Genomic DNA, 20,178 nt, shown 5'->3' on the forward strand with positions numbered 1-20,178 from the left:
ATCACCGATAAATTCAAGCGAGGACAGGAGGGGCGACGGGGCGCAGGACGGCGCGACGCCGCCCAACGCCCTGCTTCTTTAACGCGCGCCAGCCAGCGGGCGAATCTCTTTCGAGCGCAGCGTCAGGCGGACAGGAACTGACTTATAGGAGGGCGTACCGCTCTCTTCATCCAGATAGTTCAAGGGCACCAGCACGTTGGCTTCCGGATAATAGGCGCCGACGGTGCCGGGCGCGATGCCGTAGGCCACCACGGTGATATCTCTGAGCGTCAACGCGCTGCCCGGCAGCGCGGTGTGGATATCCACCCGATCGCCATGCTCCAGGCCCTGGTCGGCCATATCCTGCTCGTTCATAAACAGCACGTCGCGACGGCCAAAAACGCCGCGGTAACGGTCATCCATAGCGTAGATGGTGGTGTTGTACTGGTCGTGGCTGCGCAGGGTCACTAAGCGCATCACATCCTCTCCCTCCACCACCACGTTCTCATGCACGCCTTTGAAAACCGAGAACATGGCTTTGCCGGTGGCGGTAGGCCAGATACGCTCGGTCGGCGGCAGCGGCATGCGAAAGCCCCCGGGGTGGCGAATGCGCTGGTTGTAATCCTCGAACCCCGGAATGGTCTGTTCGATCAGATCGCGAATGCGGTCGTAATCTTCCACCAGATACAGCCAGTCGACTTTGCTGGCCGGCAGAGTGGCCTTCGCCAGACCGGCGACAATCGCCGGCTCCGAGCGCAGCGTCGGCGAGGCGGGCTTAAGCTTGCCTGAGGAGGCATGTACCATCGACATCGAATCCTCGACGGTGATCGACTGTCGGCCGCTGGCCTGCAGGTCAAGCTCGGTGCGGCCCAGACACGGCAGAATAAAGGTCTCTTTCGCCGTCAACAGGTGCGAGCGGTTGAGCTTGGTGCCGACGTGAACGCTGAGCTCAAGGTTGCGCATCGCCGGGAAAGCGCGTTCGTGATCCGGCATCGCCACGGCGAAGTTGCCCCCGAGGCAGATCAGGGCTTTGGCGTCGCCAGCGATCATGGCCTCCAGCGCCTTCACCGCATCGTGACCATGATGCCGCGGCGGCGCGATCCCCATCACCCGCTGCAGGCTGTCGAGGAAGGCCGCAGTGGGTTTTTCGCTGATCCCGACGGTGCGGTTTCCCTGCACGTTTGAATGGCCGCGTAATGGGCAGATCCCGGCTCCTGGCTTGCCGATATTGCCGCGCATCAGCAGCAGGTCGGCAATCAGCCGGACGTTGGAGGTGCCTTTATTATGCTGGGTGATGCCCATGCCGTAGGTGACGATGGTGGCCGTGGATTTGGCGTAGGCCACGGCGACCTGGGTTAGCGACTCGCGCGTCAGACCGGACTCCTGCTCAATATCCTGCCAGCGGGTGGCGTGCAGATCCTCGGCGAAGGCGGCGAACCCCTGGGTATGTTGCGCAATAAACGCGTGGTCGAGCACCTGGCCCTGCTCCTCCTCCAGCTGCAGCAGCGCTTTGGCGATCCCTTTCAGCGCCGCCGCGTCGCCGCCGGCCCGTACCTGGTAGTAGGTCGACGCGATCGGCGTCGAGCGATATGTCGCCATCTCCATCACGTTCTGCGGGTCGGCAAAACGCTCCAGCGCCCGCTCACGCAATGGGTTAAAAACGATAATCGGCACACCCCGGCGGGAAAGCTCATGCAGAGTGCCCATCATCCGCGGATGGTTGGTGCCCGGATTATGGCCGATGGAGATCACCAGCTCGGTCTGGTCAAAATCGTCGAGGGAGACGGTGCCTTTGCCAATGCCGATCGACTGCGGCAGGCCCACGCTGGTAGATTCATGGCACATGTTAGAGCAGTCGGGAAAGTTATTGGTGCCGTACTCGCGGGCAAACAGCTGAAACAGCCACGCCGCTTCATTGGAGGCCCGTCCGGAGGTGTAGAATTCAACTTCATCTGGCTGCAGGCCGCGAAGGATCTCGCCGATACGGGCGAAGGCCGCCTCCCACGCCACCGGTCGCAGGGTATCGCTGGCGCGGTCGTAGACCAAAGGATGGGTTAAGCGGCCATAGCCCTCCAGTTCAAAATCGCTTTTCGCCAGCAGGGAGGTCACGGTGTTAGCCGCGAGGAACGCTGGCGTCACCCGTTTGGTGGTCGCCTCCCAGGTAACGGCTTTGGCGCCATTTTCGCAAAACTGAAAAGTGGATTTATGCTCTTTATCCGGCCAGGCGCAGCCCGGGCAGTCAAACCCATCCGGCTGGTTAGTTCGCAGCAGCGTGGCGGGCGCCTCGAAGGCATCCATCTGGGTACGCACGGCAATGGCCGTGGCCTTCAGCGCGCCCCATCCGCCTGCCGGACCGTCATAGGGGTGAACACCGGGAACCGCGCGTCTTTTATTGGTCATCTTTTTACTCCTGCTGCTCTGTTCTGGCCGCCGCCGGCCGAAAAAAAGCGTGCGACGACTCCGGCGACGAGGCGAGGTGTGCGCGGCGTCACCTGATAAGAATGCTGTTTCTCAAGGATAGTACGATGGGAAAGCGTAGGTACTGCGTTTGTTAACCGAATAATAACATACGCCACAAATCTGTATAATTGATGTTATCTATCGGGTGTTAAATTTAACTTATTTGCAAATTTTGCTTTTATCGCCGCCCTCTGCGCGGCGGGTCACGCGGGGACGGGAAAGTGATGACCGGGCAGCGGAAACTGCCCGGCGCGCAGGGGTTCAGGTCAGGTTGAAGTAACGGTCCGGACGCAGCGTCTCCGGCAGCGGATGTTGACCGGTCATGTCGAGCAGATTGCGCTCAATGGTGTTGCACATCGCGTTCAGCGGCAGGTCGTTGGCGGCGGTGCCGAAAGGATCCTCCAGCTCTTCCGCCAGCGAATCCCAGGATAAAAAGGTGTAGGAGATAAAGACCGAGACAAACGGCGTCATGTAGTGCAGATCCCCGACCAGGGCGAACGGCAGCAGCGTGCAGAACAGGTACACGGTGCGCTGCAGGATCAGGGTATAGGCGAACGGCACCGGGGTGGTGGCCAGCCTTTCGCAGCCGCCCAGCACGTGCGCCAGCTCATCGAGCTTATTGTCCATCAGCCCGTAGGTGATGTCGCTCAGCTTGTCCGCCTCGCGCAGCTGGCCAATTTCGTTACCGGCCAGCAGCAGGATCCGGTTGGTGGGCATCGAACTGGCGAGGATCTCCGTCACCCTCTCCTCGGGCAGCAGCCGCCGCAGGTCAGCCGTCGGATCGGTTTTGCGCAGCTGGTGCTTCAGGCTCCAGCTGAAGGCCACCAGATAGCTGACGATGCGCTGATGGGCATCGTGTTCCGCCGGCAGGATATTGCGCAGCTGGCGCACCAGGGTGCGTTCGGCGATAAGCACCGTCCCCCACAGATTGCGCGCCTCGACGAAGCGGCTGTAGCTGGCGCTGTTGCGAAAGCCGAGGAAAATCGCTATCGCGATGCCCAGCAGACTGAACGGCGCCACCGTTAAGTGGATCCCCAGCTGCGCGTACCATTGATAGCTGATAATGGCGATGATGGACATCAGCACATTAAGCAGCAGACGAAAGATGATTTTTGACAGCACGGAGCCGTGCCAGTCAAATAGGCGAAGAAACCAGTGTTGTTCTGGCCGAATGATCATTGTCTGACTTCCTGAATTACCGCTCTGGTCATTATCTCGAAATAAAGAATAGAGATTATCTATGAACCGATTGGTTTATTTTATCGTTAACTGCAACGGGCAGATCTGCGCCATTATTTAGCGATGGTAATGGCCGGCTCAGTATGAGCCTTATTTATCGTTCAGGCAATCAATGCGCGGGCGGAAGGCGCGAGGAATAATGGCTCAGGGATAAAATAACCGCTGAGCCAGTCTATTTTCCGCTTATGACGTCAGGCAGTTTGCCTCCCCCGGCGAACTGGCAACCGCCGCGCAGGGATCGAGATGCACCATCACATTAAGCACCGGATGCTGCGCCATGACCCGCTCCCGCGCCTGCCGGGCAATCTGATGCCCTTCAGCGACCGACAGCTCTCCGGCTACCTCGAGATGGACATCCACCAGCACCAGATCCCCCGCCTTACGGGTTTTCAAATCGTGCAGACCCGCCACGCCCGGCGTGGCCCGCAGCGTGCCGGCGATTGCCCGCTGCGTCTCTTCATCGACAGCGCGGTCCATTAAATCGTGCAGCGCGGTGGCGGCGAAACGATAGCCCATCCGCGTAATCACCAGCCCTACCGCCAGCGCGGCGAGCGGGTCGAACCAGGCGAACCCGGCCAGATTACCGATAATCCCCAGCGCCACCACCAGTGATGACGCGGCGTCTGAGCGGGCATGCCAGGCGTTGGCGATGAGCAGCGAGGAGTTCAGCCGCCTGGCGGCCGCCAGCATATAGCGAAACAGCCCCTCTTTGACCACCAGCGCCGTCAGCGCCATCCACAGCGCCACGCTGTGCACCGGCGGAATCGTCTGCGGTTGCGCGAGATGACCCGCGGCAGACCACAGCATACCGACCCCGACCAGCACCAGGATCGCGCCGAGGACCAGAGAGGCGCCGTTCTCATAACGCCAGTGGCCATAATGGTGATCGTGGTCAGACGGTCGGCGACTCTTTTTATTCGCCACCAGCACGACGCCATCGGCGAGCAGATCGGAAAAAGAGTGCATGCCATCGGCAATTAACCCCTGGGAACCAGAATATATTCCCACCGCAATCTGCAACGCGGAGAGAAAAATATTGACCACCACGCTAACCAGGGTACTCCTTCGCGCCTGCTCAGAACGCTGATGATATTTATTATCATTTTCAAAATTATGTTGTGCCATTATTTCTCTCCCTCAGTGAGCGGGAAGAATAAACTGACAAGCTGAGTTTATGCTTAACAATATAAAAGCCATTGCCTTGCTGTTTAACGAAATCGCTGCGGTCGTTAATTACTGTATTCTGAAAGTGTGGCCCCGGAGGTACAACCGCGCGCGGATGGACTATCTTTTCACTGGCGACCAACAGGTCGGGCCACCTTCTCTTAGCCACCACAGGAGTCAGCGATGTCAGCAATCACACCATCCCGGCTGCGTTTTGCCATTAATCTGGGCAATGCGGTACTGGCCCATCCTGGAGAAAACGGCGAGCCGACAGGCATTACCCCCGAGCTCAGCCATCGACTGGCGCAGCGCTGGGGCGTCGTCGCCGAGTTCGTCACCTATCCTGCCGCCGGTAAAGTGGTGGCCGACGCCGGAGGCGAACGCTGGGATATCGCCTTTCTGGCCATCGACCCGGCGAGGGAGGCGACCCTGCGCTTTACTTCTCCCTATATCACCATTCAGGGGACCGCGCTGGTGAGAGCCGGTTCGCCCTGCCAGAGCGTGGCCGATATGGATCGCCCGGCAACCACGATTAACGTCGGGCAAAACGCCGCCTACGATCTGTGGCTCACCCGCCATCTGCAGCACGCCAGCCTGAATCGTCTCCCCTCCTCGCAGGAGGCCATCGACGCCTTCCTCGCCGGTGAAGGGGATATGGTCGCTGGCATCCGTCAGCCGCTGGAGGCGACAGCGCGCCGCCATCCGGGGGTGCGGGTCTTAGCGGATAATTTTACCGAGATCCAGCAGGCCATCTGCGTCGCCCGGGATGATGTGGTCCGCTTTAACGCGGTGAATGACGCGTTGGACGAATGGCGGGCGGACGGTAGCCTGGAGGCGCTGATTGCCCGGCACCTGGGCAAGGCGGGCTGAATCACGCCTCCGCCATCCGGCGCATGGCGCAATGCCAGGCGCCGTTACGTACCGAGGCGCGCAGCACGCGGGCGATGGCCAGTACCATCAGACGCGTCGTGCGCCGCTGCAGCGGCGACAGCGACAGTCCCAGCATCTCCTGCGCCCATGGCGGCAGAAGATCGATCCCGGCCCGCATCATCACCTGGCCAACCGGCTGACTCAGGCGACCCGGCAGACGGGTGGTGAGCAGCACCTCGGCTACCTCCCGGGTACGTTCGTCACAGCGCAGCTGCGGACGCATCGCCTCAAGATAGTCCGCGACCTCATTCGGCGTCTGGGGAATATCTTTGGCTCCCAACCGACGAGCGATCTCCGCCGACTCGCGAAAATAGTCCTCCTGGCGCTGGACGCTGACCACCGTCCGCTTGTAGCGCAGGTGGGAGGCCATAAAGCGGCTGCACTCAGCGACATGCACCCAGGTCAACAGCGCCGGGTCGCTTGCCTGATACGGCGTGCCGTCCTTGTCCACCCCGGCGATCCGCTGATGGATCCCCTGCACTTTGGCGATCAGCCGCTCGGCGTCGGGGGTGGCGGCGAAGGTGGTAGCGGAGATAAACTGACTGGTGCGACGCAGGCGGCCAAAGATATCCTCGCGGAAACGGGAGTGGTCCCAGACGCCGGCCAGCGCCAGGGGGTGCAGCATCTGCAGCAACAGCGCGCTAATGCCGCCGCACAGCATTGAGGTAAAATCGCCATGCACCTGCCAGATGGCTGATTGCGGACCAAAAAGCCCCGGCTCCCCTTTGGGCTGTTCAAAATCAATCTCTTTTAGCGCCATGCCGGTCAGGCCGAGCACCTGCGCCGCGATCATTCCGCGAATGCCGATCATGCTGGAGTCCCTTACGTTTACCAAAGGACCAAAGATACCACTATTGCGCAGCGGAGGCAGTGACAGGGAGAGAGATCGCGGGAACGGTGCCCGCAGAGTGCGGGCACAACAGCTTATGGATTTAGCTGGTAGTCAAGGGTGATATTGGCTTTCAGCACCTGTGATACCGGGCAGCCGGCCTTCGCTTTCTGGATGATCTCATCGAACGCCGCCGGCGCAACGCCGGGCAGGACAATCTTGCTTTGCAACGCGATGTCGGTTATTGCAAACCCACCGTCGGTTTTATTAAGGGTGACCACTGCGGTGGTGTCGATGGACGTCGCGGTATAGCCCTCTTCGCTGAGCATCAACGATAGGGCCATCGAGAAGCAGGCTGCATGTGCGGCGCCGATCAGCTCTTCGGGGTTGGTGCCTTTCACCCCTTCAAAACGGGTATTAAAGCCGTAGGGCTGCTGGCTCAGCGCCCCGCTCTCCGTCGACACGGTGCCTTTGCCATGCTTGAGATCGCCTTCCCAGTGCGCCAGCCCTTTCTTATGAATCGCCATATGACTCCTCCTGTGATGATGTCGAACAAAAAGTATAGTGCCTGATGCTGAACCTGCTTCTATTCTGCGGCCCGCCGCATCAGCGTTCCCAAAAAGTTCCCGTTGCGGATGACGCTAACGGCCATCGTGAGGATGGTAAGGATCGGTTTTGTCATCCTCGCTGTCGTCCCGTTTACGCGGCACTTCGCCATGTTCGTCAGGCGCCTCGCGCGCAGGGTGCTTCCCGCGCTCCTCGTCATGCGGGTGGGATGTTTTGCTCATACCGGTAAGCTCCCCTTACTTAGGCGACTGTTTGAGCAGGCGATCGATACGTACTACCGGCGGCGTCATTTTGCGATCAAGGCTGCCGTTAATACTGACCAGATCGTCAGGCTCTACGTGCTGTTCATTAAACGCGGCAACCGGAATAATGGCGGTGATGGTGCCGCTTTTATCGCGAAACTGATAACGGTCATCCCCCTGTCGGGTGAGCAGATTGCCGCGCAGGGAAACCGTGGCGCCATCGTGCATGGTTTTCGCCTGCTCAACGGTCATGATCCGCCCCTCCTCGACGCCGCGATAGCCGTCATCGAGTTTGTGCGGCGGCGGCGGCGCGGCATCCTGGCTAAAACCGCCTTTATCGTCCGCCTGCGCGACCGCGGCGGCAAACAAACAGGCCATGGCCAAGGCTAATTTTTTCATCATGCCTCCTTGTTTTTGCTGATGAACAGATTAAAGCCTGGCTGAGGCTGGCCATTTTTACAAAGTCAATTGTTCTGATATCGTCTAATATAAGAATGTCCTTATCGTTACGCTGATGGCGAAACGAAACGCGGGGAAATAATAATGACTGAGAATCAACAACCTTGTCACATCGTCGACGAGAATGAACAGGCCCTCCGCTTTGAATATCGCTTCAGGCGCTATGGGATAATTGTTCTCAGCCTCATCATTCTTACCGCATTAAGCGGCCTGTGGTCCTCCGGATATTTCAGTGAGGCGCACCGGGAAAGCCCTGAAGGTGAATTACGCGTCGATTACCAGCGTTATGCCAGACTGATGAGTGAAACCGAACTGAATATTCAAATCAAACCCACGCAGGAAAATGACACGACGATCAGTTTCGCCGCCACGTTATTAACCCGTTACCAGGTTGGCGATATCCGCCCGCAGCCGGATAAGATGTACAGTGCCGACGGGAAATTACATCTGGTGTATCAGCGGACAACCAGCCGCTCGCCGCAATCGGTATGGTTATCTATTACCCCCAAAACGATAGGCAATATTTCCCTGCAGGCGGCAGTCAACGATCGCCCTGCCGTCAGCTGGCAACAGTTTGTCTATCCGTAGGAGTCGCGATGGAAATGGTCCTCAGAGCCGCAGCAATCTATCTGATCCTGCTGATTATTTTCAAGATTGCCGGTAGACGAACCCTGATGCAGTTAACCAATTTTGACCTGATACTGCTGCTGATTATCAGTGAAGCGACCCAGCAGGCGATGCTCAGCACAGACTATTCCGTTACCGGTTCGATGCTGACTATCGTCACCCTGGTCAGTATTGATATTTTATTCGGCTATATTAAGAAAAAATTTGCCCAGGCGGAAAATTTTCTGGATGGCACGCCGGTTATCGTAGTGGAAAATGGTGCTGTCATCGATGAGAAAATGAAGCTCGTCAATATTTCTGTCGATGATATCCTGCTGGCGGCCAGGCAGCACCATGGGATTTATGAACTGAAAGCGATAAAATTCGCTATTCTCGAACGTAACGGCCAGATATCCATTATTCCGGAACAGGAATAACACAGGCTTAGCTATTTATCGCGCTCCGGTTGTTTATCCCCCGATTCCGGGGCGCGGGTGGCGTCGTCCTCTTCTTTTTCAACGCTACGCGTGTTTACTGTCAACATTTTTCCTCCTCGCGGGTTGTCAAGTATCTTACAGATTATAGAACCTTAACGCCTGCTTATGCAGAAACAGGCCAGAGTCATCAGGATATGTCGCCTGATTCACACTGCGCTTATTCCAGGATATTTCCCACCTCACCGTCGTTATTTATGCTTAATAATGATTCGATCCGTGCAGCTCAAATTTACGATAGCGAAACAATTAATGAGGTCACTATGTCCGTGATGGTTATTACCGGCGGAACCGCCGGGGCAGGAAAAGCCACCGCGCTGCGTTTCGCCCGCGCAGGGTATCACGTGGCGCTGATCGCCCGCGATGAAACGGGTCTGCAGGAGACGCAGCAGGCTTGTGAACGTTTCGGCGTCAAAACGCTGGCGATTAGCGCCGATGTCGCCGATGCCGGGGCCGTGCAGCGCGCCGCCGCCGAGGTGGAAGCCACCCTCGGCGCCATAGACGTCTGGATCAATAACGCCATGACCACCGTGCTGGCGCCCTTTCGGCAGATGAGCGACGACGAATTTCGCCGGGTGACGGAGGTGACCTATCTCGGCTATGTCAACGGCACCCGCGCGGCGCTCGAGGTCATGACGCCCCGGGATCGGGGGGTGATTATTCAGGCTGGATCGGCGCTGGCCTGGCGCTCGATCCCCCTGCAGTCGGCCTATTGCGGCGCGAAAGCGGCGATCCGCGGCTTCACCGATGCCGTGCGCACCGAGCTGATGCATGAGAAAAGCCACATCCAGTTGACCATGGTCCAGCTGCCGGGGATGAATACTGCTCAGTTTGGCTGGGCGCGCAACAAAATGGAGCAGGCCATGCAGCCGGTACCGCCGGTCTATCAGCCGGAGGTCGCCGCTGAGGCCATCTACAGCGTGATCCAGCGGCCGGTGAACGAGCTGTGGGTGGGGAAAAGCACCATCCAGTCGATCCTCGGCCAGGTCTTCTTCCCTCGTCTGCTCGATCGGCTGATGGTGAAAAAAGCGTGGGAGGGACAGTTTACCGGCCAGCCGAAGCCGGCAGAGCATCAGGACGACCTGTTCACGCCAGTGCGCGGCAATCATCCCGGACACGGCCCCTTTAACGATGGCGCGCGGCGTAAAGCGGTGACCATCAGCGCCGATCTTCCGGGTAAAGTGGCTGCCGGCGTCGGTGTGGCGGTGGCGACGATGGCCCTGCGGGCATTGTTCCGCCGACCAGGAAGACGGCGCTAAAGCAGGCTGCGGCTGAACCAGCGGTAACCATAGCCGGAGAGCGCCAGCCGCGCCTTTTCTCCGCCGTATAGCCCGTCCTGGTAGAACTTATCTTCCAGGATAGGGCTCCAGTAACCCTCGGCCAGCGGCGGGAGCTGGACCTCCACCGCCTGCTGGCTGCAGTTCGCCAGCATCAGCACCTCCCGCGATTCGCTGCGATAGCACAAGCCCAGCACCGCGGCTGGCTTCACCGTAATAAGGGTAAAAGGGATGGATCCCGGTTCAGTATATTCCGTGCGCGCCAGCACCATATTGCGTACCCGATGCAGTAGCGACCGGGGGTGGCGCAACGCCGCTTCGACATTGATCCGCTGGTAGCGAAACCGTCCACTGGCCACCGGTTTCACCGGCAAATCATCCGGCGCCGCCCGGGAAAAGCCGCCGTTGGGCGCGCCCGACCACTGCATCGGCGTTCGGACCGCGTAGCGCTCCGGTAAGCGCAGATCGTCGCCCATACCAATCTCGTCGCCATAGCGCATCACCGGCACGCCAGGCAGCGCGAGCAGGATGGCATGAGCCAGCGCGATGCGTCGGGTATCGCCATCCAGCATCGGCGCCAGCCGCCGGCGCACGCCGCGCTGGTAAACGGACATCGATTTATCAGGGGCAAAGGTGCGGATAACCTGGCGTTTGTTGCGTTCGCCAATCCCCTCAAGGTCCAGTTCATCATGGTTACGCAGCCAGTTGACGAAGCAGCATCCGTCCGGCGGGGCCACCATTGCCTGCAACGCCTTCACTACCGGGGTGGCGCGCTGCTGCGCCAGGCTGACATAGAGATATTTATTAAGCCAAAAATTGAGCACCATCTGCAGCCGATCGCCGCGGCCGAAATAATGGCGATAATCTTCCACTTCCACGTCCACTTCACCCAACAGTATCGCGTCGGGATTGAGGCGCTGCACGACCTGCCGGAGATGCGTCAACAGCGGGTAGCCCCGCGCCTCGTCGCCCTTCCCGGCCTGCTTCACCAGATGTGACGCCGCATCGAGGCGAAATCCTGACACCCCGGCCTGCAGCCAGAAGGTGATGATGTTTTCAATTTCAGCGATCACCGGCGGATGAGCGAGATTCAGGTCGGGCTCATGGCGATAAAACATATGGCGATAGTATTGTCCGGCCTGGTCGTCCCAGCTCCAGACGCTCTCCTCGACGCCGGGAAACATGGGAGGATCGTCGTTCTCCGGGGGCCGATCGGCCCAAAGATAGTATGGCCGCCACGGCGACCGGGGATCGCGTCGCGCCGCCTGAAACCACGGGTGCTGGGCAGAAGTATGCTGGATAACCAGCTCAACAATCACCCGCAGCCCCAGCTCCCGGGCGCGGGCAATCAGCTCAATCACGTCGGCGATGGTCCCGAAACGGGGATCGGGCTGCAAATGGTCGCTGATATCATAGCCATCATCCTGCAGTGGGGTAAGATAGAAAGGGGTCAGCCAGAGCACCGTCGCCCCCAGGCTACGAATGTAGTGCAGCTTTTGGCGTATACCGGCAAGATCGCCATACCCATCGCCGTTGGCGTCGTAAAACAGAGCACTGTCAACCTGATAGATGACCGCTCTGTGAAACCACTCTTCCTGTTGCATCACTATCACCTTGCGTTCTGCCCGCCACTGTCAGCGTCCTCAGCGCGCCCTGCTGGTTTTCGTGCGCGTTTTGTCGACTGGCGATACGGGGCCGTGCTCTGCAGGTGGCACCCTGTTCGCCACCGCGTCCACCAGCGCCTGCTGCCTGGCGGTTAATTTCAGCGGAACCGCTTTCTCTGTGGCGAGGATCGCGATGGTGTGGCGCTTAACCATGATTGACTCCGGCGGCTTATTGTCCGGCCTCAACGCCGGGCAGAGAGTTATGCATCAGATATTGTCCGGTCAGCGCCGGCAGATGATGCAGCAGCCAGTCAGCCATTCCTCTCTCTTCGGCAAGGATCCCTTCCAGAGTCGGCATCGCACTATGGTCCCCCACGCGCTTCGCCGCCGTTAATAAAGCGGTATAGCAGGCGACCTCAAAATGGGCAAAAACGTAGGCGGTGATAATGAGTTTAATGAGCTCATCGCCGGGTAGCATGATGCCGATAGTCTGGCCCAGGGCTGCGACCCGGCTCATCGCATCCTTCAGCGCCGAGCGGGAAATATGGTTGCGGGCGATAAGGTCCTGCAGAGCGGACAGTTGCCGACGAGTTTCATAAAGATGTTGTTCAAGGCGGGTTCGCAGTTGCGGTTCATTATCGAGGCGTCTGATGGTGGCCATAAGCAGTGACTCGGCCTGTTTTTCCATGGCATGGGCATCGCGAAGCCAGTTGTGGTAATTTTCACTATCCGTCATAGACACCTCTGATCGTTAATTATTTATTTTGACGGGGAATCTTCATTCTCTTCCGCCGCCTGGTCAGCTCGCGCTGCGCTATATCCGGATAAATGTCCAACAATATTGGCATAAATACTGATGAGAATGACCCACAGGACGCTGTCTTTCCACCAGATTAACGAGGGTATCGCCAGGCCCACCCACATAACGGCGGCCACAAGATGACAGCGCTTAATAAATACCGGCGTCAGTTTCATTTTATTACCTTAGATCTGAACAATATTTAGCAAGCGGATGTGTTGCTACCCGCCCCTGGCGTCCGACGATTGACACCAGGCTTAAAATAGCTTACTTATGCACCGCGATAAAAAGCAGTACTGTTACGTATTGCTCCGAACCGTTATTTACTCACTCTTAGCGCTTCGCCGGCACAATGCCGTTGCGGTAATCAGTATTTAATTGTTAAGATGGCTGTAATTAAATTATTCTGCACCTCTTTTCCCGTCGCGGAGAATAGACAATAGCTGAGGAAAGCGTTTGCAAATAAACAGAAACCTGCGGACCCACAGGCCCACAGGTTTCTTTCCCGACACCGTCATAACGGCGTCACGGGTCATCAGTCATCAGCTGTCGCCGGATTTACGGCCGCCGCCATGGCTGTTCTTACCACCCTTTTTACCGGCTTCGGATGCACGCTCAGGATCATTTTTGAAGTTCCCGCCGCTGTGCTGCCCACCTTTACGCCCGGCTTCGGATGCTTTTTCACGATCTTCTGCAAAATTACCTGAACCGCCTCTATGCTCTGCCATAATTTTCACCTTTGGTTTGATCAATATCGGTTGGTAAATGGAAAATGACCCTGTTACAAATCATCGCCCTCGATATCTAACACTAGTGGAATACCCGCAGGAGTCAAATTAATTTTGGCCATCACCCAGCGCATCGACAAAATAAATTAACCACAGCGAAGCGGCAATAAAAATTAATTTTTACGCAACTCCTTTATTCGCTTTGGGTTATATGTACCTTGTGAACTGTACTGTGGACATTGGTTCACGTTTGTAAACTAATGAAAATAATCTGATGAATAAATGTTTCTACTAATCCCGGGCTGCCACCCTTCCAAAAATTAACACCAAAGAGGTATACCATTATTATCCATGCGTAGCGGATTACCCTATTATTCCCCTTTTCACTTTGTCTCCCTCTCTGCCTTTAAAAAATCTCCGCCGCGCAGTAAATAAAATAGCCAGCCCGCATTAAGTCATGATGGAATAATCCTAATTTAACCCCGGCAATGATAACGCAGCGCTATTTGCTTAAATACGCCGGGGATCAGTCGGTTAAGGAATAACAATGCGTCTTTTAGCGGCCATTCACTGGCCCTGGGTGAGTCATCCGGGGTCTGGCGATGGGGGAACCTGACCTATCCTTACAGCTGGCCCGTTCTGTCTGAAGGAGATGACTATGCAAGATGAAAAACCGCCCATGAAGAAACTACCCACCTCCATGTTGCCAGAAGAGACGGCTCCACGTCCGGAGTTCCCGGAGCAAGAACAGAACCCGCCGGGTCTGGATGCGGAAATGGAGCCGTCACCGGACCATGGGGAAACCAGCTACACCGGCACCGGGCGGCTGGCCGGTAAGAAAGCGCTAATTACCGGCGGCGACTCCGGCATTGGCCGCGCGGTGGCGATCGCCTTTGCCCGCGAAGGGGCCGATGTCGCCATAAGCTATCTGCCGGAGGAGCAAGAGGACGCCGATGAAGTCATCGCTCTGATCAAAGCCGAAGGCCGCACCGCGGTGGCCCTGCCGGGGGATATTCGCTCCGAGTCCTTCTGTCAGACTCTGGTGGCCGACGCGGTGCAACAGCTGGGTGGCCTGAGCATCCTGGTCAATAACGCCGGACGTCAGCAATATTGTGAGACCCTTGAGGAGCTGACCACCGAAGACTTTGACGCCACCTTTAAGACCAATGTCTACGCGCCGTTCTGGATCACCCGCGCCGCGCTGCCCCATCTCCAGGCCGGGAGCGCGATCATCAACACCACCTCGGTGCAGGCCTATAAACCCAGTCCGATCCTCCTCGATTACGCCCAGACCAAAGCCTGCCTGGCGATCTTCACCAAATCGCTGGCCAAACAGGTGGCAAAACGCGGCATTCGCGTTAACGCCGTAGCCCCCGGCCCTTACTGGACGGTGCTGCAGTCCAGCGGCGGTCAGCCGGACGAGAAAGTGAAACAGTTCGGGAAAGACACGCCGATGGGGCGCCCGGGGCAGCCGGTCGAGATCGCCCCGCTGTACGTCACCCTGGCATCCGATGCCTGCTCATATACCTCCGGCCAGGTGTGGTGCTCTGACGGTGGAGACGGGGTAGTCTAAGCCTCCTGGCAGACCGGCGTGCGGCATCGCGCGCCGGTTTTACCCTCCGTCCCCCGGGGAGCGATATCTGCCCTCTCGCCTCGCCGCCGCAGCGATTTTTCCTCTCCTGCAGCCTACCGGCTGCGTGCTATGATACTCGCCCGCCGCTGTGCGCTAACCCCGGCCCTGACGCCAATCCTGAGGACGACAGATGAGTAACGACATTCCCCTGAAATTTTATGACATCGTGGACGAATACGAGACCGAAGCGGCTGCCCCGGTTAAGGATGAGGAACGCGATGCGCTGGCGCGCTATTTTCAGCTGCTGATTGCGCGATTAACCAACAACGAAGAGATCGATGAAGAAGCGCAGCAGGAGATGGCCCGCGAGGCGGCCATTGACGAACGCCGTATTGACGATATCGCCAACTTCCTTAATCAGTGGGGCAATGAGTAAGGTTGATCCTTGACTTTCCGGCAGGGCAACCGCCCGCCGGCGCTGCCGCTGAAGGCGGCGTCAGTGCTCAGGCATCGGCGAGCGTTTTCCCCAGACGTCGCTGCAGCGCATCCAGAAACAGCGTCAGCCCATCGGGCTGATAGTCGCGGGAAAGATAGATGCCGTAAACGCTCAGCGCCTTTGGCGTCCAGTCAGGAAGCACCACCTCCAGCGCGCCGCTGGCAATCGCGCTCCGCGCCTCCAGTTCGGGGAGCATCGCGATGCCGCACCCCGCGACCGCCGCCTCCAGCAGTAAGGAAGAGATCCCGGCGCTCAGATTACCGTTCACTGCCACCGACGCCTCCTGACCCTGTGCATCGCTGAATTGCCAGCGCTGGCCGGCAAAATGACTGTATAACAGGCAGTTATGCTGTTGCAGATCGTCAAGGGTCGTCAGCGGACCATGCTGGCGGATCCAGCGCGGCGCAGCGCAGAGTAGCGACCGGCACACGCCGAGGCGGCGAGCGATAGCCCCCGCCTCCGGATTATCGGTAATGCGAATAGCCACGTCGATGCGCTCGCCGATCAGGCTGACCGGATGGTTATTGATATCCAGCTCCAGACGCAACAGCGGATAACGGGCAAGAAAATCCGGCAGTAGCGGGGAGATCAGCTGCATCGCGGTAAAATGCGCGCACGCCACCCGCAGCGTGCCGCTGGGGTCGGTACGCTGGCGTTCGCCGGCGATTTCATCGGCGATCCGCGTCAGGCCGCGGGTCTTGAGCAATACCTTCTCCCCGGCCGGGGTCAGCGTCAGCCGCCGGGTTGAGCGATGGATCAGCCGGGCGCCGGCCCAGCTCTCCATCTGTTCCAGATAGCGGCTGACCATCGGGCGCGACATCCCCAGCGCGCGCGCCGCGGCGCTGAGGCTTCCCAGCTCGCAAATTCGCAGATACACCTGCGCCGCAATTACCCTGTCCATCACGCCCCCTTTATCTGCACGATTTATGAAACTCAGCATCTCTTATTTCAGGAATTCTATCAAATGGCGAAATCCGTACAATGCTACGCATTCCCCTGTCATTGAGAATGAATCATGAAATTATCTGCTCTTGCTATTGCCACCGCCCTGTTCAGCGGCGCGGTCTTCGCGGCGCCGCTGACGCTGCAGACTTACAACCCTCAGGAGAAAGGTCTTTTTGCCGTCAACTCCACCCTCGTTTCCGGCCCGCATGAAGCGGTGCTGTTTGACGCCCAGTTCAGCGTCAAAGACGGCGAAAAGCTGGTAGACATGATCAAGAAAAACGGCAAACCGCTGTCGCGGATTGTGATCACCTCCGGCGATCCTGACTTCTATTTTGGCCTTGAGCCGCTGGTGAAAGCCTTCCCGCAGGCGGAAGTGGTCGCCACGCCGGAAGTGGTTAAACATATTGCAGCCACCAAAGCGGCAAAGCTGGCGTACTGGGGACCACAGATGAAAGACGGTGCGCCGACGCAGGTATACGTCCCGCAGGCGCTGAAAGCCAACAGCTTTACCATCGATGGCGAAAAAGTGACGATTATGCAGCCCCATGACTACGCGGCGTTCGTTTGGATCCGGGCGAACAAAACGATCCTCGGCGGCACCGGCGTGGCCTGGGGCATGCATCTCTGGACCGCCGACACCCAGACGCCGGCCAGTCGACAGCAGTGGCGCACTACGCTGGACCAGATGATTGCTCTGCACCCGCAGCAGGTGATCCCGGGACATTACCTCGGCACGCCGCCGGAGGGTGACAGCGCGGTGCGCTTTACCAAAACCTACCTCCAGCAGTTTGAGCAAGCGCTGAAGACACATAAGGACTCCGCCGGGGTGATCAAGGCAATGGAGACACAGTGGCCAGGGCTGGCGGAAACCAGCTCGCTGGAGCTCAGCGCAAAAGTTAATACCGGCGAGATGAAGTGGTAACGCCGGCGCTGCGCGAGGGAGACTGTTCTTAATCTGGCGCACTGAGGTTGCTATTGCCCTGAAAATGGACCACCCTACCTGTGGCCGCATAAAAAACGTGCGGCCAACTTTGGGTTACATTTCATCCGGTCACCACCGGGTTTGCCCTTGAAACCAGAACAGGATAAAGGAGTCAGAATGAAATCGAACCATCAGGCACGTCATCTTCTCGGTCTGAACTACAAGCTTTCCCAGCAGAAAAAAGTGGTGCTGGAAGGCGATGAAGCAACCACCCTCAACCATATCCATGCTACCGGCCGCAAACGCCGCGGTGGTTAATTTTCAGCCTGAGTGATGATAAACAACACCGTCCTGTTGCCAGGATGGTGTTTTTTTATGGCAATTGACGGCTTGTTTACCCGCTTGAAGACCTTCTGCTCTATACTCTGCCCGCTGCTTTTCCACCCGCCCTTCGCTTATCGCCGCGGCGGGACTGTGGACACGATCAAGGAGTTAGTGCGATGCAATTTACCCATAAGAAAAACCGTTCCCTGTACATCCCCTACGCGGGTCCCGTTCTGCTTGAATTCCCCCTGCTCAACAAGGGCAGCGCCTTCAGTATGGAAGAGCGCAGCAGTTTCAACCTTCTTGGCCTGCTGCCGGAAGTGGTTGAAACCATCGAAGAGCAAGCGGAACGCGCATGGATCCAGTATCAGGGATTCAAAACAGAAATCGACAAACACATTTACCTGCGTAACATCCAGGACACCAACGAGACCCTTTTCTATCGCCTGATTGGCAACCATCTCGAAGAGATGATGCCGGTTATCTATACCCCGACGGTAGGCGCCGCCTGCGAACGTTTCTCCGAGATTTACCGTCGCGCCCGCGGCGTCTTTATCTCCTACCAGAATCGCCATAATCTTGACGACATTCTGCAGAACGTCCCGAACCATAACGTCAAAGTGATTGTGGTGACCGATGGCGAGCGTATCCTCGGCCTCGGCGACCAGGGCATCGGCGGGATGGGGATCCCGATCGGCAAACTGTCGCTGTACACCACTTGCGGCGGCATCAGCCCGGCTTACACCCTGCCCATCGTGCTGGACGTCGGAACAAACAACCAGCAGTTGCTGGACGATCCGCTGTATATGGGCTGGCGCCACCCGCGTATTACCGATGACGAGTACTACCAGTTCGTTGACGACGTGATCCAGGCGATTAAGGCCCGCTGGCCGGACGTGCTGCTGCAGTTTGAAGACTTTGCGCAGAAGAACGCCATGCCGCTGCTCAACCGCTACCGCAATGAGATCTGCTCCTTTAACGACGATATTCAGGGCACTGCGGCGGTGACCGTCGGGACGCTGATCGCCGCCAGCCGCGGCGCCGGCAGCCAACTGAGCGAACAGAAAATTGTCTTCCTCGGGGCGGGCTCCGCCGGCTGCGGCATCGCCGAGCAAATTATCGCCCAGATCGTCCGCGAAGGACTCAGTGAAGAAGAGGCCCGCCAGCGTGTGTTCATGGTTGACCGCTTTGGCCTGTTAACCGACGGCATGCCTAATCTGCTGCCGTTCCAGAACAAGCTGGTGCAGAAGCGCGAACATCTGCAGGGCTGGGATACCACTAACGATGTGCTCTCCCTGCTCGACGTGGTGCGCAACGTGAAACCGAACATCCTGATCGGCGTTTCCGGTCAGCCGGGGCTGTTCACGGAAGAGATTATCCGCGAAATGCACAAGCATTGCCCGCGGCCAATCGTGATGCCGCTCTCCAACCCAACGTCACGGGTGGAAGCCACGCCGCAGAATATCCTGAGCTGGACCGACGGCGAGGCGCTGGTCGCCACCGGCAGTCCGTTTGCCCCGGTTACCGTCAAAGGCAAACAGTACCCCATCGCCCAGTGCAACAACTCCTATATCTTCCCGGGCATTGGTCTGGGGGTGATCGCCTCCGGCGCGTCGCGGGTCACCGACGAGATGCTGATGGCCGCCAGCGAAACCCTGGCGAAACACTCGCCGCTGGTGAACAACGGTGAAGGTCCGGTGCTGCCGGAGCTGAAGGATATCCAGACCGTCTCGCGGGCGATCGCCTTCGCGGTCGGTAAGGTGGCTCAGGAGCAGGGCGTGGCGGTGAAAACCTCCGCAGAAGCGCTGCTGCAGTCCATCAGCGATAATTTCTGGCTGCCGGAATATCGTAATTACCGCCGCACCTCAATTTAATCGCGCTCACCGGGCCGAACGATCGGCCCGGTTATTAATAGCGTCCGGATAATATTTCCCACCACAGAAACGCCTTTTCCGCCCATATTCATTTATCGTAAAAATAGAAAACGGATAGCATTTGCCGCGCGCCCTCCGCTGTGCAAAATAGTTGTTTCTCACCCCCTCACAACGGAATGTGAAATGCAAAAATTAACCCCTGACGCGAATAAAGCGAAGGCTATTCTGATCCGGATTGTCTTACTCCTCACGGGTAGTATCGCCATCATCGCCGGCCTGTGCCTCTCTGGCGGCGATATGTGGATGCTCACCCCGCGCGCTGAGCAGTATCAGCCCGCTACCGGCGATCTGGTGGACATCGTCATCTATACGCCGAGTAAATTCTTCTTCGCCCTGCTCTACGTGTTGTTTCTGACTCTGGTCTGGCTGTTGGCGGTGCGTAATATTCCCTGGCGGCCGATACAGCATCCGCTATTCCCGCTGATGGTACTGATTGCCGCCGGGATCTTTATTTTCCTCCATCCGGAGGTCACCCCCGGACGGGATGCCGGTGATGCTACCAACTTGCTGATTTAGTGTATAATGGTGTTTTTGAGGTGCTCCCGTGGCTTCAGTCTCCGTCTGCTGTCCCTCCTGTTCCGCTACTGAAGGCGTGATGCGTAATGGC

At 58.1% G+C, this 20,178-nt stretch carries 24 protein-coding genes and 1 pseudogene; 11 read left to right on the top strand and 14 right to left on the bottom strand.

Annotation, left to right across the window (positions count from 1 at the left end; translation table 11 throughout):
• Window positions 1-78: 78 nt before the first annotated feature.
• From ACLH1I_RS21640 to ACLH1I_RS21650, 3 genes are all read right to left on the bottom strand, one after another.
• On the bottom strand, window positions 79-2,379 hold the full coding sequence (locus tag ACLH1I_RS21640; RefSeq protein ID WP_004202619.1) for an FdhF/YdeP family oxidoreductase: 2,301 nt from the start codon (window positions 2,377-2,379) through the stop codon (window positions 79-81).
• A 321-nt stretch (window positions 2,380-2,700) separates the two neighbouring features.
• On the bottom strand, window positions 2,701-3,618 hold the full coding sequence (locus tag ACLH1I_RS21645) for a bestrophin family protein (RefSeq protein WP_004202620.1): 918 nt from the start codon (window positions 3,616-3,618) through the stop codon (window positions 2,701-2,703).
• A 243-nt stretch (window positions 3,619-3,861) separates the two neighbouring features.
• Window positions 3,862-4,803 (bottom strand): cation diffusion facilitator family transporter, encoded by a 942-nt coding sequence (locus ACLH1I_RS21650; protein WP_004202626.1) that lies wholly within the window; start codon window positions 4,801-4,803, stop codon window positions 3,862-3,864.
• 222 nt (window positions 4,804-5,025) lie between these two features.
• On the opposite strand from ACLH1I_RS21650, the gene ACLH1I_RS21655 reads away from it, so the two are divergent.
• Window positions 5,026-5,712: an ABC transporter substrate-binding protein gene (locus ACLH1I_RS21655; protein ID WP_004202628.1), complete on the top strand. Its 687-nt coding sequence runs from the start codon at window positions 5,026-5,028 to the stop codon at window positions 5,710-5,712.
• Between the two features lies 1 nt (window position 5,713).
• On the opposite strand, the gene ACLH1I_RS21660 is transcribed toward ACLH1I_RS21655, so the two are convergent.
• From ACLH1I_RS21660 to ACLH1I_RS21675, 4 genes are all read right to left on the bottom strand, one after another.
• Window positions 5,714-6,583 carry an oxygenase MpaB family protein gene (locus tag ACLH1I_RS21660; protein WP_198080065.1) on the bottom strand — a complete coding sequence of 290 codons (870 nt, stop codon included), beginning with the start codon at window positions 6,581-6,583 and terminating at the stop codon, window positions 5,714-5,716.
• Window positions 6,584-6,696: 113 nt separating this feature from the next.
• Window positions 6,697-7,128 carry an OsmC family protein gene (locus ACLH1I_RS21665; RefSeq protein WP_198080067.1) on the bottom strand — a complete coding sequence of 144 codons (432 nt, stop codon included), beginning with the start codon at window positions 7,126-7,128 and terminating at the stop codon, window positions 6,697-6,699.
• A gap of 114 nt (window positions 7,129-7,242) precedes the next feature.
• A complete protein-coding gene (locus tag ACLH1I_RS21670; RefSeq protein ID WP_004202631.1) occupies window positions 7,243-7,389 on the bottom strand; it encodes a hypothetical protein in 147 nt (48 codons plus the stop codon).
• Window positions 7,390-7,404: 15 nt separating this feature from the next.
• Window positions 7,405-7,809 carry a YdeI family stress tolerance OB fold protein gene (locus ACLH1I_RS21675; protein ID WP_004202632.1) on the bottom strand — a complete coding sequence of 135 codons (405 nt, stop codon included), beginning with the start codon at window positions 7,807-7,809 and terminating at the stop codon, window positions 7,405-7,407.
• 144 nt (window positions 7,810-7,953) lie between these two features.
• On the opposite strand from ACLH1I_RS21675, the gene ACLH1I_RS21680 reads away from it, so the two are divergent.
• The 3 genes from ACLH1I_RS21680 to ACLH1I_RS21690 all read left to right on the top strand — a co-directional run bounded on the left by ACLH1I_RS21680 (window position 7,954) and on the right by ACLH1I_RS21690 (window position 10,228).
• The gene (locus tag ACLH1I_RS21680) at window positions 7,954-8,457 is read left to right on the top strand and encodes a hypothetical protein (RefSeq protein ID WP_004202633.1); all 504 of its coding nucleotides are present in this window, start codon (window positions 7,954-7,956) and stop codon (window positions 8,455-8,457) included.
• Window positions 8,458-8,465: 8 nt separating this feature from the next.
• Window positions 8,466-8,912: a DUF421 domain-containing protein gene (locus ACLH1I_RS21685; RefSeq protein ID WP_004202634.1), complete on the top strand. Its 447-nt coding sequence runs from the start codon at window positions 8,466-8,468 to the stop codon at window positions 8,910-8,912.
• A gap of 320 nt (window positions 8,913-9,232) precedes the next feature.
• The gene (locus tag ACLH1I_RS21690) at window positions 9,233-10,228 is read left to right on the top strand and encodes an SDR family oxidoreductase (protein WP_065904322.1); all 996 of its coding nucleotides are present in this window, start codon (window positions 9,233-9,235) and stop codon (window positions 10,226-10,228) included.
• On the opposite strand, the gene ACLH1I_RS21695 is transcribed toward ACLH1I_RS21690, so the two are convergent.
• The 5 genes from ACLH1I_RS21695 to ACLH1I_RS21715 all read right to left on the bottom strand — a co-directional run bounded on the left by ACLH1I_RS21695 (window position 10,225) and on the right by ACLH1I_RS21715 (window position 13,377).
• Entirely contained in the window at window positions 10,225-11,850 is a 1,626-nt protein-coding gene (locus ACLH1I_RS21695) for an alpha-amylase family protein (RefSeq protein WP_198080069.1), read from the bottom strand. The genes ACLH1I_RS21690 and ACLH1I_RS21695 overlap by 4 nt on opposite strands.
• Window positions 11,851-11,889: 39 nt before the next feature.
• Window positions 11,890-12,063 carry a hypothetical protein gene (locus tag ACLH1I_RS21700; protein WP_017900532.1) on the bottom strand — a complete coding sequence of 58 codons (174 nt, stop codon included), beginning with the start codon at window positions 12,061-12,063 and terminating at the stop codon, window positions 11,890-11,892.
• A 16-nt stretch (window positions 12,064-12,079) separates the two neighbouring features.
• Complete coding sequence (locus ACLH1I_RS21705; RefSeq protein WP_032456113.1) at window positions 12,080-12,586, bottom strand: ferritin-like domain-containing protein; 507 nt, start codon at window positions 12,584-12,586, stop codon at window positions 12,080-12,082.
• A 23-nt stretch (window positions 12,587-12,609) separates the two neighbouring features.
• On the bottom strand, window positions 12,610-12,825 hold the full coding sequence (locus ACLH1I_RS21710) for a hypothetical protein (RefSeq protein WP_004202641.1): 216 nt from the start codon (window positions 12,823-12,825) through the stop codon (window positions 12,610-12,612).
• Window positions 12,826-13,191: 366 nt separating this feature from the next.
• Window positions 13,192-13,377, bottom strand: coding sequence for a general stress protein (locus tag ACLH1I_RS21715; protein ID WP_004143718.1), 186 nt, complete (start codon window positions 13,375-13,377; stop codon window positions 13,192-13,194).
• 658 nt (window positions 13,378-14,035) lie between these two features.
• Here ACLH1I_RS21715 and ACLH1I_RS21720 point away from each other — a divergent pair.
• Together ACLH1I_RS21720 and ACLH1I_RS21725 are read left to right on the top strand one after the other, a co-directional pair.
• Window positions 14,036-14,950 carry an SDR family oxidoreductase gene (locus ACLH1I_RS21720; RefSeq protein ID WP_023318351.1) on the top strand — a complete coding sequence of 305 codons (915 nt, stop codon included), beginning with the start codon at window positions 14,036-14,038 and terminating at the stop codon, window positions 14,948-14,950.
• A gap of 190 nt (window positions 14,951-15,140) precedes the next feature.
• Entirely contained in the window at window positions 15,141-15,386 is a 246-nt protein-coding gene (locus ACLH1I_RS21725) for a YmjA family protein (protein ID WP_004202643.1), read from the top strand.
• Between the two features lie 67 nt (window positions 15,387-15,453).
• On the opposite strand, the gene ACLH1I_RS21730 is transcribed toward ACLH1I_RS21725, so the two are convergent.
• Window positions 15,454-16,347, bottom strand: a complete 894-nt coding sequence (locus tag ACLH1I_RS21730; RefSeq protein WP_198080070.1) for a LysR family transcriptional regulator — start codon at window positions 16,345-16,347, stop codon at window positions 15,454-15,456.
• A 114-nt stretch (window positions 16,348-16,461) separates the two neighbouring features.
• Between ACLH1I_RS21730 and ACLH1I_RS21735 the strand changes: the two genes are divergently transcribed.
• Window positions 16,462-17,313, top strand: a complete 852-nt coding sequence (locus tag ACLH1I_RS21735) for a Vmh family MBL fold metallo-hydrolase (RefSeq protein WP_043519632.1) — start codon at window positions 16,462-16,464, stop codon at window positions 17,311-17,313.
• A gap of 177 nt (window positions 17,314-17,490) precedes the next feature.
• Window positions 17,491-17,631 carry a stationary-phase-induced ribosome-associated protein gene (gene sra / locus ACLH1I_RS21740; protein ID WP_004202647.1) on the top strand — a complete coding sequence of 47 codons (141 nt, stop codon included), beginning with the start codon at window positions 17,491-17,493 and terminating at the stop codon, window positions 17,629-17,631.
• Here sra and ACLH1I_RS21745 read toward each other — a convergent pair.
• Complete coding sequence (locus ACLH1I_RS21745) at window positions 17,628-17,735, bottom strand: hypothetical protein (protein ID WP_032425875.1); 108 nt, start codon at window positions 17,733-17,735, stop codon at window positions 17,628-17,630. The genes sra and ACLH1I_RS21745 overlap by 4 nt on opposite strands.
• Window positions 17,736-17,813: 78 nt before the next feature.
• Between ACLH1I_RS21745 and ACLH1I_RS21750 the strand changes: the two genes are divergently transcribed.
• The 3 genes and pseudogenes from ACLH1I_RS21750 to ACLH1I_RS21760 all read left to right on the top strand — a co-directional run.
• Complete coding sequence (locus ACLH1I_RS21750; RefSeq protein ID WP_004202648.1) at window positions 17,814-19,511, top strand: NAD-dependent malic enzyme; 1,698 nt, start codon at window positions 17,814-17,816, stop codon at window positions 19,509-19,511.
• Window positions 19,512-19,694: 183 nt separating this feature from the next.
• Window positions 19,695-20,060 (top strand): annotated as a pseudogene (locus ACLH1I_RS21755) (glycosyl transferase); the annotation flags it as partial.
• Window positions 20,061-20,115: 55 nt separating this feature from the next.
• Window positions 20,116-20,178 (top strand): IS1 family transposase (locus ACLH1I_RS21760; RefSeq protein WP_138920129.1); only part of this gene is annotated, 63 nt, incomplete at its 3' end.

The sequence above is a fragment of the Klebsiella sp. 1SOBk10mer genome (assembly GCF_046602535.1).
GTDB classification, from domain to species: domain Bacteria; phylum Pseudomonadota; class Gammaproteobacteria; order Enterobacterales; family Enterobacteriaceae; genus Klebsiella; species Klebsiella quasipneumoniae.

Bases quoted from the DNA above. Each gene is read 5' to 3' on its own strand.
- ACLH1I_RS21640 (WP_004202619.1), bottom strand. From the start codon at position 2,379: ATGACCAATAAAAGACGCGCGGTTCCCGGTGTTCACCCCTATGACGGT.
- ACLH1I_RS21645 (WP_004202620.1), bottom strand. From the start codon at position 3,618: ATGATCATTCGGCCAGAACAACACTGGTTTCTTCGCCTATTTGACTGG.
- ACLH1I_RS21650 (WP_004202626.1), bottom strand. From the start codon at position 4,803: ATGGCACAACATAATTTTGAAAATGATAATAAATATCATCAGCGTTCT.
- ACLH1I_RS21655 (WP_004202628.1), top strand. From the start codon at position 5,026: ATGTCAGCAATCACACCATCCCGGCTGCGTTTTGCCATTAATCTGGGC.
- ACLH1I_RS21660 (WP_198080065.1), bottom strand. From the start codon at position 6,583: ATGATCGGCATTCGCGGAATGATCGCGGCGCAGGTGCTCGGCCTGACC.
- ACLH1I_RS21665 (WP_198080067.1), bottom strand. From the start codon at position 7,128: ATGGCGATTCATAAGAAAGGGCTGGCGCACTGGGAAGGCGATCTCAAG.
- ACLH1I_RS21670 (WP_004202631.1), bottom strand. From the start codon at position 7,389: ATGAGCAAAACATCCCACCCGCATGACGAGGAGCGCGGGAAGCACCCT.
- ACLH1I_RS21675 (WP_004202632.1), bottom strand. From the start codon at position 7,809: ATGAAAAAATTAGCCTTGGCCATGGCCTGTTTGTTTGCCGCCGCGGTC.
- ACLH1I_RS21680 (WP_004202633.1), top strand. From the start codon at position 7,954: ATGACTGAGAATCAACAACCTTGTCACATCGTCGACGAGAATGAACAG.
- ACLH1I_RS21685 (WP_004202634.1), top strand. From the start codon at position 8,466: ATGGAAATGGTCCTCAGAGCCGCAGCAATCTATCTGATCCTGCTGATT.
- ACLH1I_RS21690 (WP_065904322.1), top strand. From the start codon at position 9,233: ATGTCCGTGATGGTTATTACCGGCGGAACCGCCGGGGCAGGAAAAGCC.
- ACLH1I_RS21695 (WP_198080069.1), bottom strand. From the start codon at position 11,850: ATGCAACAGGAAGAGTGGTTTCACAGAGCGGTCATCTATCAGGTTGAC.
- ACLH1I_RS21700 (WP_017900532.1), bottom strand. From the start codon at position 12,063: ATGGTTAAGCGCCACACCATCGCGATCCTCGCCACAGAGAAAGCGGTT.
- ACLH1I_RS21705 (WP_032456113.1), bottom strand. From the start codon at position 12,586: ATGACGGATAGTGAAAATTACCACAACTGGCTTCGCGATGCCCATGCC.
- ACLH1I_RS21710 (WP_004202641.1), bottom strand. From the start codon at position 12,825: ATGAAACTGACGCCGGTATTTATTAAGCGCTGTCATCTTGTGGCCGCC.
- ACLH1I_RS21715 (WP_004143718.1), bottom strand. From the start codon at position 13,377: ATGGCAGAGCATAGAGGCGGTTCAGGTAATTTTGCAGAAGATCGTGAA.
- ACLH1I_RS21720 (WP_023318351.1), top strand. From the start codon at position 14,036: ATGCAAGATGAAAAACCGCCCATGAAGAAACTACCCACCTCCATGTTG.
- ACLH1I_RS21725 (WP_004202643.1), top strand. From the start codon at position 15,141: ATGAGTAACGACATTCCCCTGAAATTTTATGACATCGTGGACGAATAC.
- ACLH1I_RS21730 (WP_198080070.1), bottom strand. From the start codon at position 16,347: ATGGACAGGGTAATTGCGGCGCAGGTGTATCTGCGAATTTGCGAGCTG.
- ACLH1I_RS21735 (WP_043519632.1), top strand. From the start codon at position 16,462: ATGAAATTATCTGCTCTTGCTATTGCCACCGCCCTGTTCAGCGGCGCG.
- sra (WP_004202647.1), top strand. From the start codon at position 17,491: ATGAAATCGAACCATCAGGCACGTCATCTTCTCGGTCTGAACTACAAG.
- ACLH1I_RS21750 (WP_004202648.1), top strand. From the start codon at position 17,814: ATGCAATTTACCCATAAGAAAAACCGTTCCCTGTACATCCCCTACGCG.